Origin of the sequence: Pseudomonas sp. KCJK9016, from assembly GCF_046231795.1 — a bacterium.
GTDB classification, from domain to species: domain Bacteria; phylum Pseudomonadota; class Gammaproteobacteria; order Pseudomonadales; family Pseudomonadaceae; genus Aquipseudomonas; species Aquipseudomonas bananamidigenes.
In genome coordinates, this window is sequence record NZ_JBJJMM010000011.1 from 75,145 (window position 1) to 91,263 (window position 16,119).

General features: G+C 61.5%; 14 protein-coding genes and 1 pseudogene. 1 reads left to right on the forward strand and 14 read right to left on the reverse strand.

The annotated features are described in order from the left end of the window. Window positions 1-2: 2 nt before the first annotated feature. From ACK6BI_RS13110 to ACK6BI_RS13160, 11 genes and pseudogenes are all read right to left on the reverse strand, one after another. Complete coding sequence (locus tag ACK6BI_RS13110) at window positions 3-521, reverse strand: GNAT family N-acetyltransferase (protein WP_409317381.1); 519 nt, start codon at window positions 519-521, stop codon at window positions 3-5. Window positions 522-583: 62 nt separating this feature from the next. Beyond that, complete coding sequence (locus ACK6BI_RS13115; RefSeq protein ID WP_409317473.1) at window positions 584-2,182, reverse strand: ArnT family glycosyltransferase; 1,599 nt, start codon at window positions 2,180-2,182, stop codon at window positions 584-586. Then, window positions 2,177-3,558: pseudogene (locus tag ACK6BI_RS13120) on the reverse strand (UDP-glucose dehydrogenase family protein); the annotation flags it as partial. The gene ACK6BI_RS13115 and the pseudogene ACK6BI_RS13120, both read right to left, overlap by 6 nt. Then, on the reverse strand, window positions 3,555-3,968 hold the full coding sequence (gene arnF, locus ACK6BI_RS13125) for a 4-amino-4-deoxy-L-arabinose-phosphoundecaprenol flippase subunit ArnF (protein WP_409317382.1): 414 nt from the start codon (window positions 3,966-3,968) through the stop codon (window positions 3,555-3,557). The pseudogene ACK6BI_RS13120 and the gene arnF, both read right to left, overlap by 4 nt. After that, window positions 3,965-4,309, reverse strand: coding sequence for a 4-amino-4-deoxy-L-arabinose-phosphoundecaprenol flippase subunit ArnE (arnE, locus tag ACK6BI_RS13130; protein ID WP_065257283.1), 345 nt, complete (start codon window positions 4,307-4,309; stop codon window positions 3,965-3,967). The genes arnF and arnE overlap by 4 nt, the downstream gene beginning before the upstream one ends. After that, a complete protein-coding gene (arnT, locus tag ACK6BI_RS13135; protein WP_409317383.1) occupies window positions 4,306-5,955 on the reverse strand; it encodes a lipid IV(A) 4-amino-4-deoxy-L-arabinosyltransferase in 1,650 nt (549 codons plus the stop codon). The genes arnE and arnT overlap by 4 nt, the downstream gene beginning before the upstream one ends. Further along, window positions 5,952-6,836: a 4-deoxy-4-formamido-L-arabinose-phosphoundecaprenol deformylase gene (arnD, locus tag ACK6BI_RS13140; protein ID WP_409317384.1), complete on the reverse strand. Its 885-nt coding sequence runs from the start codon at window positions 6,834-6,836 to the stop codon at window positions 5,952-5,954. The genes arnT and arnD overlap by 4 nt, the downstream gene beginning before the upstream one ends. Next, a complete protein-coding gene (gene arnA / locus ACK6BI_RS13145; RefSeq protein WP_409317385.1) occupies window positions 6,836-8,827 on the reverse strand; it encodes a bifunctional UDP-4-amino-4-deoxy-L-arabinose formyltransferase/UDP-glucuronic acid oxidase ArnA in 1,992 nt (663 codons plus the stop codon). The genes arnD and arnA overlap by 1 nt, the downstream gene beginning before the upstream one ends. Further along, entirely contained in the window at window positions 8,824-9,846 is a 1,023-nt protein-coding gene (gene arnC, locus ACK6BI_RS13150) for an undecaprenyl-phosphate 4-deoxy-4-formamido-L-arabinose transferase (protein WP_085730868.1), read from the reverse strand. The genes arnA and arnC overlap by 4 nt, the downstream gene beginning before the upstream one ends. Next, window positions 9,843-10,991: a UDP-4-amino-4-deoxy-L-arabinose aminotransferase gene (arnB, locus tag ACK6BI_RS13155; RefSeq protein WP_409317386.1), complete on the reverse strand. Its 1,149-nt coding sequence runs from the start codon at window positions 10,989-10,991 to the stop codon at window positions 9,843-9,845. The genes arnC and arnB overlap by 4 nt, the downstream gene beginning before the upstream one ends. A 308-nt stretch (window positions 10,992-11,299) precedes the next feature. Beyond that, a complete protein-coding gene (locus tag ACK6BI_RS13160) occupies window positions 11,300-11,458 on the reverse strand; it encodes a hypothetical protein (protein WP_176704399.1) in 159 nt (52 codons plus the stop codon). Here ACK6BI_RS13160 and xerC point away from each other — a divergent pair. Then, window positions 11,397-12,302, forward strand: a complete 906-nt coding sequence (gene xerC, locus ACK6BI_RS13165; protein WP_409317474.1) for a tyrosine recombinase XerC — start codon at window positions 11,397-11,399, stop codon at window positions 12,300-12,302. The genes ACK6BI_RS13160 and xerC overlap by 62 nt on opposite strands. 7 nt (window positions 12,303-12,309) lie before the next feature. On the opposite strand, the gene ACK6BI_RS13170 is transcribed toward xerC, so the two are convergent. The 3 genes from ACK6BI_RS13170 to ACK6BI_RS13180 are packed head-to-tail and all read right to left on the reverse strand — an operon-like array spanning window position 12,310 to window position 15,977. Continuing rightward, on the reverse strand, window positions 12,310-13,368 hold the full coding sequence (locus tag ACK6BI_RS13170) for an ABC transporter ATP-binding protein (protein ID WP_409317387.1): 1,059 nt from the start codon (window positions 13,366-13,368) through the stop codon (window positions 12,310-12,312). Beyond that, window positions 13,365-14,960 carry an ABC transporter permease gene (locus ACK6BI_RS13175; protein ID WP_409317388.1) on the reverse strand — a complete coding sequence of 532 codons (1,596 nt, stop codon included), beginning with the start codon at window positions 14,958-14,960 and terminating at the stop codon, window positions 13,365-13,367. The genes ACK6BI_RS13170 and ACK6BI_RS13175 overlap by 4 nt, the downstream gene beginning before the upstream one ends. Window positions 14,961-14,963: 3 nt before the next feature. Beyond that, the gene (locus ACK6BI_RS13180) at window positions 14,964-15,977 is read right to left on the reverse strand and encodes an iron ABC transporter substrate-binding protein (protein ID WP_409317389.1); all 1,014 of its coding nucleotides are present in this window, start codon (window positions 15,975-15,977) and stop codon (window positions 14,964-14,966) included. Window positions 15,978-16,119 lie beyond the last annotated feature (142 nt).

A 16,119-nucleotide genomic window follows, 5' to 3' on the forward strand; every position in this document is an offset into this window, starting at 1 on the left:
CGTCAATCGAGCGTAAAACGCATTGCACAGCGTCGCACGCCGGGCAAACCGTGGGCGATTTCGTCCTTGAGTACGTCGATCAAACGCGCTCCGGCATCCATTTCGTTCAATGGCACAAAACCCATTCGTTGATAGAACGGCGCATTCCACGGCAGGTCGCGAAAAGTGGTCAACGTGATTGCTTCAAGTTGTTGCCGTCGCGCGTGTTCAATCACGCCCAACAATAACTCGCGACCGATACCCTGTCCCTGAAAGTGTTGGCTTACGGACAGCTCTTCGACGTGCAACTGGTGGTCGATTTCAACGGCCCTTATAAAGCCGGCAAGTTGTCCGACAGTATTTTCTGCAACCCATACATGTCCCTGTTCGATAGCCTGCAAATGCTGCGCTGCGTCGGGTACATCGCTATCGGCCAGCCAGGCCAGTGCAGAATCCAGACGAAACAGTTCGGCGGCCGAGCGTTCGATGGCGGGGAGAGTGGCCGCGTCTGCGGGCCGGGCGGGGCGAATGAGAAATGTCATGCTGGAACTGCCGATGGCTGCGATCTTGGGAAGCTCCGCAAGATCGCAGCCTTCAACGAGGTCTACAAGGGTTTCAGATACAACAGCACGTAATCGTTCTTGTCGAAGCGGCCGCTCAGTACCGGTTGCAGGCTGGCCAGCGGCGTGCCCTGCAGCGATTGCAGGTCCTTGCTGTCCATGATCAGCCAGGCCGGCCCCTTCAATGCTTCCAGTTGCTGAACGGTTTCGGTGAACTGCGGTTGCAGGTCCTGTTCGACGTTGACCATGAACTTGATCGCCTTGGCGTCCTTGCCCATGCCGTGCAGCACCAGCGGGGCCGGGTTCTGCCGGACCTGGGCGAACGCGGCGCGGCTGAAGGCGCGGGTGTCGTAGAGCGCGCGCTCCACCGGTTCGAACACCGCCGCGTAGACCACCCACAACGCCAGCACCGAACTCAATGCCAAAACTTCCGCCCGCCAGCGCGGTTTCCACAGTCGGGACAGCGCCAGCAGTTGCAGCACGCCCAGCACGATCAGTACCGGCATCACGCCGCTCAACAGTTCGGGAAACTTGCGTCGAGCGACCAGCAGGGCAACGATCAGCAACAGCGGCGTCAGCAGCCACAGGGCCTGAATGATGCCGCGCAGCCACGCAAACACTCGACCGTGAGCCACCTGGAACGGATACGCCGCGATGATCGCCGCCATCGGTAACATCGGCAGCAGGTAGCGCGCCTTCTTCGCTTGTGGAATCGACAGGCCGACCATGACGATCAGTCCGGCGGCTGCGCAATATTGCACCAGACGCAATGCCGGCCCGCGCTGATGCGGTTTGCTCAACCATGCTGCCGCCAGTACCACCAGCGCCAGCGGATACGCCAGCGCGTAGTTGCCCAGCGAACTGGTGAAGTAATACAGCGAACCGCTGACACCTTCACTGCCATCCATGCGCCCCATGAACTGCATGCGGATCACGTCTTGCAGAAAGGCCTCGCCACCGCTGAGCTTGGCCAGCCACAACAGCAGGCCCACGCACACCGCGAGCAGGATCGACGCCAGCACACCGAACACGAACAGCCGTGTCCACTGACGGTTGAGCAGGTAATAGCTGCAGAGCATGCCCGTCGGCACTACAAGCCCGATCGGTCCGCGAATGCCAAAGCCCAGTAGCAACAGGGCAAAGATCAGCGGCCAGCGCCGCCCGGTGCCAAAGTGGTCGTGAGCGTAACCCAGGTAGAACACCGACAGCGCCACGGCGGCCAGCATCAAGTCTTGCGATACGGCGCGGACTTCCGTGATGAAGGTGCTGGTGAGCATCAACAGCGCAATGCTGATCAATGCCCAGCGCTGTGAATGCACCGCCAGCAAACGGTACATCAGCATCACGATCACCCCGCCGGCGATGGCGCTGGGCAGCCAGGCGGTGAGGGTATTGATCTCGCCGAAAGGCAACGCCAACAGCCAGATGAACAACGTCGAGACAGCCGAATAGTCAGCGTAGGGCTCGCCGTAAGTGGTCGGGAATACCGTCGGCCCGTGGCGCAGCATCTCCTGGGCAAACAGTACAAAGCGTGAATCAAAGCCGATGGGTGCCTGTCCATAAACCCCGGCGATAAACAACAACAGTGCCAGCAGCCCTGCGATCAGGGACTGCCGGCGGATGGCAGGCGACAGCGTAATCAAGCGACGTCCGCAGTGTTGGGCCATTGATGCAGCGGCATCGGCAGCTTGCGCGAATCCCCTCGACCGATCGGGAAGTATTTGAAGCCATTGCGCGCCAGACGATCGGCGTCGTACAGGTTACGGCCGTCGAAGATCACCGGATCCTTGAGGCGTTGCTGGATCAGGTCGAAATCCGGTGCCTTGAACTGCTGCCATTCGGTGCAGATGATCAGCGCGTCGGAACCGGACAGTACCGATTCAGGGGTGCCCATCAGCATCAGTTTTTCTTCATTCGGGTACAGATGCTGGGTTTCCTGCATCGCTTCCGGGTCGAAGGCGCGAACGCTGGCGCCGGCGGCGAACAGCGAGTCGAGCAGGACTCGGCTTGGCGCATCGCGCATGTCGTCGGTGTTCGGCTTGAATGCCAGGCCCCACAGGGCGAAAGTCTTGCCGCGCAACTCGCCCTTGTAGAACGCATTGATGCGGTCGAACAGCTTGTGCTTCTGACGCTCGTTGATCGCTTCGACCGCTTGCAGCAGGTCACTGGAGCAATGGGCCTGCTCGGCACTGTGGATCAGCGCGCGCATGTCTTTGGGGAAGCAGGAGCCGCCGTAGCCGCAGCCCGGATAGATGAAGTGATAACCGATGCGCGTGTCCGCACCGATACCCTGACGGACCGACTCGATATCGGCGCCCAGGTGTTCGGCCAGCTCGGCGATCTGATTGATGAAGCTGATCTTGGTCGCCAGCATGCAGTTGGCGGCGTACTTGGTCAGCTCGGCGCTGCGCAGGTCCATGAACATGATGCGGTCATGGTTGCGGTTGAACGGCGAGTACAGGTCGCGCATCACGTCGCGCACTTCATCGCCTTCGCAGCCGATGACGATGCGGTCCGGACGACGGCAGTCGGAGACCGCCGAGCCTTCCTTGAGGAATTCCGGGTTGGAGACGATATCGAATTGCAGCGTACGACCGGCCTTGTCCAGTGCGGCCTGAATATGGGCGCGCAGGGTGTCGCCGGTGCCGACCGGAACGGTGGATTTTTCCACCAGAATCAGCGGCTGTTCACGATGGCGGGCGACCGCATCACCCACCGAAAGCACGTATTTCAGATCGGCCGAACCATCTTCGCTGGACGGTGTGCCCACGGCGATGAAGGCGACGCGACCGTGAAGCACGGCGGTTTTTTCATCGGAAGTGAAGTGCAGGCGACCGGAATCCAGGCCTTCACGGACCAGGCCGGAAAGCCCGGGTTCAAAGATGCTGACGTGACCCTGGCTGAGCAGCTCGACTTTCTTCTGATCGATATCCATGCACACGACATCATGGCCGACCTCGGCCAGAACCGCGGCTTGCACCAGGCCGACGTAACCGCTTCCAAATACTGTGATTTTCATGGAGCACTCCTCAAATCGGGCGCTTGTGCCGGACGAGTGTTGATAGTGATGACACCGAGCATGACCAGGGCCACGCCCAGCGATTTGGTGAAACTGAAAGATTCGTTGAACAGCGGCAGACTGGCCGCCAGCAGATAAACCAGCGCATAGCTGATGCTCAGCAGCGAATAGGCCCGGCCCAGCGGCAGGTCACGCAGAGCGGCGAGCCAGCAGAGCATCGACAGTGCGTAGGCAACGATGGCCGTGAACACCACCGCCAGCGCCGACAGATCGACGCTGCCGGTGCTCAGCGCGGACAACCATTGCTCCGGCTGCGGCAGGCGCGTCATGCTCCAGCGCATGCCCAGCTGGGCACCGCTGACCAGCAATACGCTGCCCAGGGCGAAGCCGATCCCGCGTCCCTGACTCATGACTGCTGTCCCAACAACGCCACGCCGCCGATCACCAGCGCCACGCCGATCCAGTGCTGGCGATCGATCGGTTCGCGAAACACGAAACGCGCGATCAGCGTGATCAGCACAAAGTTGAGGCTGAGCATCGGGTAAGCGATGCCCACTTCAAGGCGTTGCAACACCAGCAGCCAGACCAGCAGCCCCGAACCGAGTGCGAACAGCGCCAGCCACAGCCAGGGCGAGCGCAGCTTGTCGGCCCAGGACGAGTCGACTCCGCGCCAGCTCTCCACGGCGTACTTCTGTGCAACCTGGCCCAGACACGTCAGCAGACACGCCGTCAGCAACAGCAACCAGCTCATGACGGATCCTTGGGCAGGACGATAATCACGAGGTTGCCTTGCTCGTAACGGGTGCCATCCTTGGGCAGCAGATCGACTTCATGCAGCTCGTCGTCACCCTTGACCCGCATGACCACGCCGACCGAGCCGGTGCGGCGGGCATCGCGTACCCACTGCTGGACTTCATCGGTGGTGATCCGCTGCTGCGCGCCTTCGGGATAGCTCAGGCCATATTTCAGCTCACCCACGGTGTTGTACAACGCCACCTTGGGTTGCTTCAGACGCCAGGCCAGTGCCGAGGCGGCACCGAGATCGTTGCTCAGCAGGTGCGTGGTGCCGGACAGTTCGTCGAGGTGATGCAGGATGAACTGGTCCGGCGTCTTGTTCGCCACCACCGACTTCGGCAGCGCGGCCGGCAGCACACCGATCAGCAGCAGACTGCCGAGCGCCGGAGCGGCCCAGCACTGCAGCGGCAGAAACGCTTGAGCGAGGTTGGCGATGATCCAGCCGATCAGGGCAATAAACACCAGCACCATGCTGTGCAGTTCGTGGTCGTACACCGGCTTCTTCAGTTGCAGATAAACCAGTGCGATCAGCGTAACGACACCCAGCACCAGGTTAAGCAAACCGTTGATGCTCAAGGCCCGGCCCTGTTCCAGACGCAGTCGGTCGGCGAGGGCATGACCCAGCAACAGCGCCAGCGGCAGCAGGCACGGCAGGATGTAGGTCGGCAGCTTGCCGTTGGCGGTGCTGAAAAAGGCCAGCGGCATCACCAGCCACAGCAGCAGGAAGGCAATGCCCGGTTGGGTACGGGTCTGCCAGGCTTGCTTGAACGCCGGCACCAGCATGCCGACCCACGGCAGGCTGAAGGCAACCAGCAAGGGCAGGTAGAACCACCAGGGTGCGTCGTGCTGGGCATCGTCACCGGCAAAGCGGCGGATGTGTTCGTGCCAGAAGAAGAACCGCCAGTAATCCGGTTCCTGACTGTGCACTGCCAGCACCCACGGCAGGCTGACGACGATCGCCACGACAACCGCCACCGGACCGTAGATCAACAGTTCACGCCAGCGTTTCTGCCAGAGCATCCAGGGCAGGGCGATCAGCACCGGCAGCAGCCAGGCGAGAAAACCCTTGGTCATGAACCCCATGCCGCAGGCCAGCCCCAGGACCGCCCAGCTGATTACGCGTTGCCGGGTGCTTTGGCTGTCGACGGCAAACCACAGGGCGACGAGGCTCAGGTTGACCCAGAAAGTGAATTGCGGATCGAGGTTGGCATAACCCGCCTGACCCGCAACCACCGTGAAGCTCATGTAGAGCAGGGCGCAGATAAAGCTTTTGCCCGGTTCGTTCCACAGGCGACGGGCAACCAGGAAGCACAACAGCACACTCAGACCGGTGCTGAGGGCCGAAGCGAAACGGACACCGAACAGATTCTGCCCGAACAGTTCCTGACCCAGCGCGATCATCCAGTAACCGGCAATCGGCTTCTCGAAATAACGCAGGCCCATGAAGTGCGGGGACACCCAATTGCCGCTCAGCAGCATGTCCTGGCTGATCTGGGCGTAACGGGTTTCATCGGGAATCCACAGGCCATGGGTGCCGAGCGGCAGCAGGTAGGCGAGCAGAAGCAATCCGATCAGCAGCGGCAATGCCCAGCGTTTGCTCATGCGCCTTGCACTCCCAGCCAGCCTTCACGGCCTTCGAGGACGCCACGTTGCACACGGCCGACCGGCAAGGTGTTGAGAAACTCGGGCAGCAGGTCGCCCAGAGGCTGAAACTCGATTTCTCGCTGGCGTGCATCAGCCAGCAAACGGCGAAACTCATCGGCCATCAGAATCCCTTCTACTTCGGCATGAATGGTGTAGTTGTTGAGGTTGTCCGGGCGGAACCGGTCCAGGATGAAGGCGTTGAAATCCTTCGCCGCCACGGTCGGACCGACTACCTCGTCGAAAGTCGGCATGTCCACCGGAATCTGCGGTGCCCCCACGGAACCATCGGCCAGCAGCGGTCGAAACAGACGATTCCCGCGGCAATCGCTGTTATAGCGAAAACCGAAGGTTTCCTTGGCTTCGACCACTCGCTCGTCCGCACGCCAGCCGGCGGCGGCCGAGCACTGGATCTTCTCGCCGATGATGTCGCTCAGGGTGTCGACGCCGCGACGGATCTGTTCGATCAGTTGCGCATCGCTCCAGGTCCCGGCATTGGCTTGCCAGCCGTGGTGATCCCAGGCGTGCAGGCCGATTTCATGGCCGGCGTCCCGGGCCTGACGCATCAGGTGCCCGAGGTCGCGACCGATCGGCTTGCCCGGCCAGGCGGTGCCGGCCAGCAGGATGTCCCAGCCGTAAAGGCCGGCGGCATTGGAACGCAGCATTTTCCAGAGGAATTGCGGACGGATCAGGCGCCACAGATGTCGGCCCATGTTGTCCGGGCCGACACTGAAGAAAAACGTTGCCTTGACCTGCGCTTCGTCGAGGATTTCCAGCAACCGGGGCACCCCTTCACGGGTGCCTCGGTAGGTGTCGACATCGATACGAAGACCTGCCTGCATCAACGCTTGTCCGCGATTTCGAGCATGGCTTCACGCAGGAAGAAGTCCAGGGTGTTGCCGATGGTTTCGCGCATTTCCACGGTCGGCTCCCAGTTCAGCAGGCGCTTGGCGTTGGCAATGCTTGGCTTGCGGTGTTCCACGTCCTGGTAACCGGCACCGTAGAACGCCTTGCTTTCCACGTCGCGGAAACCGGCGAACGGAGGGAAGTTGGAGCGCAGCGGGTGAGCCTCGAACTGACGCAGCAGTTCTTCGGCCAGCTGACGGATGCTCGCTTCGTTTTCCGGGTTGCCGATGTTGATGATCTGGCCGTTGCAGACGTCGTTGTCGTTGTCGATGATGCGGGCCAGTGCCTCGACGCCGTCGGCGATGTCAGTGAAGCAGCGCTTCTGCTCGCCACCGTCGAACAGGCGGATCGGGGTGCCTTCCACCAGGTTCAGAATCAGCTGGGTGATGGCGCGGGAGCTGCCGATACGGGCGGAGTCCAGACGGTCCAGACGCGGGCCCATCCAGTTGAACGGACGGAACAGGGTAAAGTTCAGGCCCTTGGCGCCGTAAGCCCAGATCACGCGGTCCAGCAGTTGCTTGGACACCGAGTAGATCCAGCGTTGCTTGTTGATCGGACCTACGATCAGGTTCGAGCTGTCTTCGTCGAAGTTCTTGTCCTGGCACATGCCATAGACTTCCGAGGTCGACGGGAAAATCACGCGCTTGTTGTACTTGACGCAGTAGCGAACCAGTTTCAGGTTCTCTTCGAAGTCCAGTTCGAATACGCGCAGCGGGTTGCGGGTGTATTCGATCGGCGTGGCGATGGCCACCAGCGGCAGGACCACGTCGCACTTCTTGATGTGGTACTCGATCCACTCGGTGTGAATGCTGATGTCGCCTTCGACGAAGTGGAAACGCGGGTGGTCGCGCAGACGGTCGATGGCGTCGGAACCGATGTCCAGGCCATAGATTTCGTAACGGTCGTCACGCAGCAGGCGCTCGGACAGGTGGTTACCGATGAAACCGTTGACGCCCAGGATCAGTACGCGGGTGCGACGTGGCGCACGACCGGATTCGGCACCGCGCAGCAGCGAGCCGTCTACCAGACCCAGTTCATTGGCCAGTTGCGGGCCGCTCAGGTACAGGCCGTTGTCGTTGCGTTGACCGGCGTTGATCACCAGCGAGTCTTCACCACAGGCAATGCGCAGCGGATCGACGCTGATCACGCGGCCCGGCGCCTGACCTTCGTTGCCCTTGACGACTTCGGCGCTCCAGACGATCAGCTTGTGCTCGCCCACGGCGCAGAAGGCGCCAGGGTACGGACGGGTCACGGCGCGAACCAGGTTGAACAGCTGCTCGGCAGGCTTGGCCCAGACCAGCTTGCCGTCCGCCGGCGTACGGCGACCGAAGACGGTGGCCTTGGATTCGTCTTGCGGGGTTTCGGTGATCTTGCCTTGCAGCATGTTCGGCAGGGTATCGCGCAGCAGGTCGCTGGCGGCCGTGCGCAGTTTGGCGTGCAGGCTCAGGCCGGTGTCGCTGCGCTCGATGGCCACGCGTTGCTGGGCGACGATGGCGCCGGCATCGGCGCGCTTGACCATGCGGTGCAGGGTGACGCCGGTTTCGGTTTCACCGTTGACCAGCACCCAGTTGGCCGGTGCGCGACCACGGTAGCGTGGCAGCAGCGAGCCGTGCAGGTTGAACGCGCCTTTTTTGGCCAGGGCCAGCAGCGGCTCGCTCAGCAGGTTGCGGTAGTAGAACGAGAAAATGTAATCCGGGTCGAGTTTGGCGATGCGCTCGATCCACAGTGGGTGGTTGGCGTCTTCCGGCGCGTGCACCGGGATACCCTTGTTGGCGCACAGCTGCGCAACCGAGGCGTAGAAGGCGTTTTCTTTCGGATCGTCGGCGTGAGTGAACACTGCTGCAATGTCATAGCCGCTGTTAAGCAGGGCTTCAATGCCGGCGCAGCCAATATCGTGGTAAGCGAAGACAACAGTTTTTGCACTCATGAGAGAACCTGATCGGAAGTGGAATTGGAAGTAAGGCCGTCAACGGTGACCGCAGGCGCCGGGGAGGCCGGCTGACTGCGCAACACCTTTTCAATGAAGAAGCGCGGGCGGGCGCGCACGTCGCTGTACATGCGTCCCAGGTATTCACCCAGCAGACCCATGCCGATGAACTGGCCACCGGTGAACACGAACAGCACCGCAAATAGGACGAACGTGCCGTCACCGGCCCAGACCGCACCGAACGCCAGACGTAGAACGATCAGCGCAACGGCGAACAGCGCACCCAGACCCGCCATGGCGAAACCGACGATGCTCAACAGGCGCAGCGGCGTGGTGGTCATGCAGGTAACCAGATCGAACATGAGGTTGATCAGGCGCATCGGGCTGTATTTCGAATCGCCGTGTTCACGCTCGGCGTGGGCCACGACGATTTCGGTGGTGTGACGGGCGAAGCTGTTGGCCAGGATCGGGATGAAGGTGCTGCGTTCGCGGCAGGCCAGCATCGCGTCGATGATGGTGCGGCGGTAGGCGCGCAGCATGCAGCCGTAGTCGCTCATGGCCACGCCGGTGGAGCGTTGCACCGCCAGGTTGATCAGTTTCGACGGATAGCGGCGCAGTGCCGAATCCTGACGATGGCCACGCACGGTGCCGACCACGTCATAGCCTTTCTCGGCTTCTGCCACCAGGCGCGGAATTTCTTCCGGCGGGTTCTGCAGGTCGGCGTCGAGGGTGATCACCACGTCGCCCTTGCACTGCTCGAAACCGGCCATGATCGCGGCGTGCTGGCCGTAGTTGCGGTTGAGGATGACCGCCACGAACGGGCTGTTTTCGCGTCCGGCGGCTTCTTCGAGCATGTTGGCCGACTCGTCGCGGCTGCCGTCGTCGACCAGCACGATTTCGTAGTCATGTTTGAGTTGGGCGCAAGCCGCTTCTGTGCGCCGAAGCAGCTCAGGCAGACTGTCCTGTTCGTTGTAGACCGGGATGACGATCGACACGCATTTAATCGGGTAAGGTCTCACGAGCGTTTGTCCATAAGAGTGGCGATGGCGCCGACAACACGATCCAGATCCTGGTCGGTCATGTCGGGGAACAGCGGAATCGAGCACAGCCGCGCCGAGTTCCATTCGGTGTTGGGCAGGTACAGGTCAGGGTCACGCTGGCGATACCAGGTGTGCAGGTGGGTGGCGATGAAGTGGATACCGGTGCCGATGCCTTGCTCCTGCAAGCCTTTCATGAAGGCTTCACGATCCATCCCGCAGCGCTCGCTGTCGATGCGCAGGATGAACAGATGCCAGGCGTGTTGCTGGGCGTATTGCGGCACGGCCAGGGGCTGTACCGGCAGGCCTTCGAGCTTTTGCAGGTACTGACCGGCCAGCTCGGTGCGGCGGGCGTTGATGGCGTCCAGACGCTGCAATTGCACCAGGGCAATGGCGGCGTTGATGTCAGACAGGTTGTACTTGAAACCGGGTTCGATGACCTGGGCCTGCGGCTTGCGGCCACCGGTCAGGCGGTCGTAGGCATCGACACCCAGACCATGGAACTTGAGCATGCGCACGCGGCTGGCCAGGGCTTCGTCGTCGGTGACGAACATCGCGCCTTCGGCACAGGTCATGTTCTTGATCGCGTGGAACGAGAAGATCGCGGTGCCATGGGAGCCGACATGGCGGCCCTTGTAGCGGGTGCCGGCAGCATGGGCGGCGTCTTCGATGACGGGGATGCCGTGCTTGTCCGCCAGGGCGTACAGCGGATCCAGATCGAACGCGGCGCCGGCGTAGTGCACCGGAATGATGGCCTTGGTGCGCGGTGTGATGGCGGCTTCGATACGGGCGGCGTCGGTCATCAGGGTGTCGCGGTCGACATCGACGAACACCGGTGTGGCGCCCAGCAGGGAAATCATGTTGGCGGTGGAAACCCAGGTCTGCGACGGCGTGATGACTTCATCGCCGGGGCCGATGCCCAGGGCCAGCAGTGTGATGTGCATTCCGCCGGTGGCGGAGGACAGGGCAACGGCGTGCTTGCAACCCACGTACTGCGCGAACTGTTCTTCAAGTGCCTGGTTTTTCGGCCCGGTGGTGATCCAGCCCGAACGCAGTACCTGTTCGACGGCCGCAATTTCTTCGTCGCCGATACTCGGGCGAGAGAAGGGGAGAAACGCCTGACTCATGGACACCTCATTGCGAAAAAAATGGACAGATCCATCTGTTCATCGGATCCAATCCCAGCGTAGACGCAAAAAACGGGTTTTGCATCAACGAGTTGCTTGGTAAGCATGACGTCGGGGGTTGGTTGACTTTTCAGGCGTTGCCCGGCAGGTTGGGCGGCACCGACTGAGGACCTATCCGGCGTAGGTTATTCCCGATTTTGTGAAAGGAATATGAAAAACCGGTCGGCGAATCGTTTATCTGAAATTCATACAGCCGTTGTTCAGATTTGCGCGGCTTTATCTGGAAAGTCCCACTAAAAGACTCTTCTTTACATCAAGTTCATTGCAGTAGTTAGTTGTTGTGCTGGACTGTTTTTACTCAAGGCCTTTCGTTTGAGCAGCTTATCCGTTACCCCTTCAGAATCCATCGCAAGTAACCCTTTGTCCTTGTATTTGGCGCGTTTGGCACCTTCAAGCCAACTGACCATGCGCTATGTCCTGCAGGATGCCGCCGACCGTCTGGGCTTTGAAGACGTGAATGTCGAGGACATTCCGTGGCACGCCCTGCAACCGGAAGATGTCGTTGCGTTAGTCGCGGCATTGCGTGCCGATAACTACGCCCCCAATACCTCTTCACTTTATGTAAACGCCATTCGTGGTGTCATGAACGAGGCCTGGCGCATGAGCCTGATCAGCCAGGATCATCTGCTGAAGATGCGCTCGGTCAAGGGGATTTCCGGCACGCGGCTGTCACAGGGACGCAATCTGAAACGCACGTTGATCCATGAGTTGATGGAAGTCTGCGCGGCGGATCCGCGTCCGCAAGGGCTGCGGGATGCGGCGGTCATTGCGCTTTTGTATGGCACGGGCATGCGCAAGTCCGAGTCGGTGGACCTTGACCTGAACCAGGTGGATTTCGCCGAGCGCAGTCTGTGCGTCACGGCCAAGGGCAACAAACAACTGATCAAGTACGCGCCGGCCTGGGCCTTCGCCAAACTCAACGCCTGGCTGGAGTTTCGCCGTTCGCAGCTCAGCGAGGGCGAAAGCGACGACGCTTTTCTGTTCAACCGCATCCGCCGTGGCAGCCATATCACCCGCGAGCGCATTACCAAGCACGCGATCTATTACATCGCTCGCCAGCGTGGAACCCAGGTCGGAGTGAAAATCATGCCCCACGATTTCCGGCGTTCGTTCATCACCCGGGTGATCGAAGAGCACGATCTGTCGATTGCCCAGAAACTGGCGCACCACAGCAACATCCAGACCACGGCCAACTACGACGTACGCGACGACAATGAACGGCGTCGCGCCGTGGACCGTTTCGACCTGTAGTCGAGCGTCACGAAACCTCGAAGACGTGGGCCGCTCCCAGAATCGACAGCTGCACCGCGCTGCCGGCGGGCGGCGCGTGCATTCCGGAACTGCGCACCAGCAACGAGCGGCCCGATGATTCGCCGGCTCCGGCAAGCAATTCGACGGTCAACGTGCAGGTATTGCCGCCGAAATCGCGCTCGGTGACCACGGCATTGCAGCCTTGCGGGTTTTCGGGATGATCGGACAGCAACAGTTGTTCCGGGCGCAGCATGATGTGCGCCGGGCCTGCAAACCCGTTTGTGTTCACCGCCACCCGCCCCAGATCGCAATGGGCCCAACCGTCCTCGATCCGCGCCGGCATGACCACCGCTTCGCCAAGGAAACGCGCAGTCTGCTCGTCATCAGGGTAACGATACAGATCCATCGGATGCCCCGACTGCACCAGCCGTCCCTCACGCATCACCGCCAACTGGTCGGCGAATGACAGCGCCTCACTTTGATCGTGGGTGACCAGAATCGTGGTCACGCCAGCGGATTCCAGCAACCGGGCGACCATTTTGCGCATGTCGGCTCGCAGGCCGGTGTCGAGGGCGGAAAAGGGTTCGTCCAGCAACATCAAGCGCGGTTGCTGGGCCAGCGCCCGGGCGAGGGCGACCCGCTGCTGCTGGCCGCCGGACAACTCATGGGGCCAGCGGCCGGCCATGTTCGCGTTCAATGCAACGCTGTCCATCAGCGACTGGATGCGTTCGGTTCTGGCGCTGCCGGTGACGGCAAGACCGAAGCCGATGTTGTCGGCGACGCTCATGTGCGGAAACAGTGCGCCGTCCTGCGGCACGTAGCCGATCTGGCGCTGGTAGGCGGGCACGGCATGACTGCTGTCCACCAGGGTCTGGCCATTGAGCGTCAGGCTGCCGGCATCGGGAAATTCGAAGCCGGCGATCATCCGCAGCAGCGTGGTCTTGCCCGATCCGGACGGGCCGACGATGACCGTGCGGCTGCCGGTGGGGACGGACAGGTTGATGGTGTCCAGCGCTGTTTGTGCGCCGAAGGATTTGCTGAGATTGATGATGTCGAGAGCGTTCATCGGCCGGCACTGCGCCTGGATTGGTGATAGAGAATGGCCGTGAGCGGCAGCGAAAGCACGACCATCAGCAGCGCATAAGGCGCGGCTGCGGCGTAGTCGATTTCGCTGGTCATGGCCCAGAAACCGGTGGCCAGGGTGCGCGTGCCGTTGGGCGCGAGCAACAGGGTTGCGGTCAATTCATTGGTGATTGCCAGGAACACCAGCGCGGCACCTGCCGCCGCACCGGGTGCGGCCAGGCGCAAGGTGATCAGCCACAAGGCGCGCAGCGGCGAGCGTCCGAGGCTTTGCGCGATGTTCTCCAGCTCTACCGGCGCCTGGGCGAAACCGGCACGCAGGCTGACCAGCGCCCGTGGCAGGAACATCAGCAGGTACGCCAGCAGCACGGTGAGGGAGGTCTGGTAAATCGGTCGCGCGAAGTGGATCGTCACGGTGACCAGCGCCAGTGCCACGACAATGCCCGGCAGTGAACTGGTGATGTAGTTGCAGCCTTCCAGCAGGCGCTGCAACTTGCCGGGGGCGCGAATCGACAGCCAGGCGATGGGAATCGCCGCGAGGCTGGTCAACAACGCTCCGGCGACGCCGAACGACAGGGTCTGGAGCAGCGCGGGCAGCAGTTCTTCGCCTTGCCAGACGTCGGCACCGCCAGCGATCAGCCATCGTCCCAGCGTAAGCATCGGGACGCCGAGGGCCAGCAGGCAAGTCAGGATTTGCAGGCAAAGGCCCAGCGTTGCAACGCCGGACTTGAGGCGCACCGTCCGCTGTTCCCGGGCGCTGCCGGAACCGACCCGGGCATAGCGGGCATGGCCGCGGGCGCTGGATTCGGCGGTCAGCATCGCCAGGCAGCACAACGCCAGAACGCTGGCGAGCATGTTGGCGGCCGGGCCGTTAAAGGTGGATTTGAACTGGTCGAAAATGGCCGTGGTAAACGTGTCGAAACGAATCATTGCGTACAGGCCGTATTCGGCCAGCAAGTGCAGGCCCACCAACAGCGCACCGCCACAGATTGCCAGACGCAATTGCGGCAGCACCACCCGGAAGAACACGGCCCACGGTTTGAGACCGAGGGATTCGGCGACGTCCTCAATCGCCGGGTCGAGGCGGCGCAATGTCGCCGCGATCGGCAGATAAAGGAACGGAAAATAGGCGATCACCGACACCAGCACCCCGGCCGGCAGCCCATTGATTGACGGAACCAGACTGACCCACGCATAGCTGTGCACGAACGCCGGCACCGCTAGCGGCGCGACCGCCAGCACTGACCACACTCGCCGTCCCGGCAGGTCGGTGCGTTCGGTGAGCCAGGCCAGAGTGACGCCCAGCACAATGCAGATCGGCAGGGTGATCAGTACCAACAGCACGGTGTTGATCAGCAGTTCGGCGACCCGTGGACGAAAGATCATGGCCTCGATCGTCGCCCAGCCGGTGTACCACGACACGCCGATGACAAATGCAATCGGCAGCAGTGACAACAGCGAAACGCCAATCGCCAGTACGACCACCCACGGACTCCCGCGCCCGTTGAGGGCGCGGGTTCTGCGTGGCAACTTGGCGGGGGATGCCGCAGCGATCCCCGCCGGCAGAGTTTCAGGCATCAATTAAAGCAGTCCCGCCTGAGTCATCAGTTCGACGGCTTTCTTGCTGTCGAGCTTCGACGCATCGACTTTGGGCGCATCAAGATCCTTCAACGGCACCAGTTTCGGGTTGGAAGCCGAGTCCTTGCCCACGGCGTATTCAAACGAGTTGCCGGTGCGCAACACGTCCTGACCTTCCTTGCCGGTGATGTACTGGAGAAATTTCTGCGCTTCTTCCTGATGTTTGCTGGACTTCAGCACGCCACCACCGGAGATGCTCACGAATGCGCCCGGATCCTGATGCTTGAAGTAGTGCAGGGCCGTGTTCTTGCTGTTTTCGCCGGTCTTGGACTGATCGACGAAGGCGTAGTAGTGATAGATCACGCCGCTATCCACCTGGCCGGCGTTCACCGCTTTGAGCACGGAGCTGTTGCCACGGTAGGCGGTGAAATTGGCTTTCATGCCCTTGAGCCATTCCAGGGTAGCCGCTTCGCCTTTCTGTTCCAGCACGGCGGCGACAATGGCCTGGAAGTCGGCACCGGCAGGGGACGCGGCCCAGCGGCCTTTCCATGCCGGGCTCGCCAGATCCATCAGGGATTTCGGCAGGTCCTTCTCCGGCAGTTTGGCCGGGTTGTAGACGAATACCGTGGAGCGAGCGGCGATGCCGACCCACTGGCCATGGGCCGGACGATAGGCCGAGCCCACTTGTTCAAGCGTGGCCGGTGCCACCGGAGCAAACAGTTTGGCATTGTCCACCAGCACCATGGCCGGGGAGTTTTCCGTCAGGAACACGTCCGCCGGGGATGCCGCGCCTTCCTGAACCAGCTGATTGCCCATTTCCGTGTCGTCGCCGTTGCGGATCGTGACCGGGATCCCGGTTTCTTCGGTAAAACCGGCAACCCAGGCCTTGGTCAGGGTTTCGTGCTGGGCGTTGTAGACCACGATGCCGACGGAATCGGCGGCCAATACCTGGCCGGTTGCCAGCAACGCGGTCGCCAGAACAGCGTGCTTGAAAAAGGACGGAACGGATGGACTCATGACGGAGCAGCTCCTGTTTTTTAGACGTTATGGGCGAGCATTCGCCGGAAAGCATGCAATGCGAATGAGTTGCATATGTTGGCTGGCTGGCAATGTAGAGAGGCAAATGAGAAAAAAACGTCAAACAAACCGTTAATACATG

What these genes read in the sequence shown, in the direction of transcription:
- ACK6BI_RS13110 (WP_409317381.1), bottom strand. Translation starts at nt 521, where the DNA reads ATGACATTTCTCATTCGCCCCGCCCGGCCCGCAGACGCGGCCACTCTC.
- arnF (WP_409317382.1), bottom strand. Translation starts at nt 3,968, where the DNA reads ATGAGTCAGGGACGCGGGATCGGCTTCGCCCTGGGCAGCGTATTGCTG.
- arnE (WP_065257283.1), bottom strand. Translation starts at nt 4,309, where the DNA reads ATGAGCTGGTTGCTGTTGCTGACGGCGTGTCTGCTGACGTGTCTGGGC.
- arnT (WP_409317383.1), bottom strand. Translation starts at nt 5,955, where the DNA reads ATGAGCAAACGCTGGGCATTGCCGCTGCTGATCGGATTGCTTCTGCTC.
- arnD (WP_409317384.1), bottom strand. Translation starts at nt 6,836, where the DNA reads ATGCAGGCAGGTCTTCGTATCGATGTCGACACCTACCGAGGCACCCGT.
- arnA (WP_409317385.1), bottom strand. Translation starts at nt 8,827, where the DNA reads ATGAGTGCAAAAACTGTTGTCTTCGCTTACCACGATATTGGCTGCGCC.
- arnB (WP_409317386.1), bottom strand. Translation starts at nt 10,991, where the DNA reads ATGAGTCAGGCGTTTCTCCCCTTCTCTCGCCCGAGTATCGGCGACGAA.
- ACK6BI_RS13160 (WP_176704399.1), bottom strand. Translation starts at nt 11,458, where the DNA reads ATGGTCAGTTGGCTTGAAGGTGCCAAACGCGCCAAATACAAGGACAAA.
- ACK6BI_RS13170 (WP_409317387.1), bottom strand. Translation starts at nt 13,368, where the DNA reads ATGAACGCTCTCGACATCATCAATCTCAGCAAATCCTTCGGCGCACAA.
- ACK6BI_RS13175 (WP_409317388.1), bottom strand. Translation starts at nt 14,960, where the DNA reads ATGCCTGAAACTCTGCCGGCGGGGATCGCTGCGGCATCCCCCGCCAAG.
- ACK6BI_RS13180 (WP_409317389.1), bottom strand. Translation starts at nt 15,977, where the DNA reads ATGAGTCCATCCGTTCCGTCCTTTTTCAAGCACGCTGTTCTGGCGACC.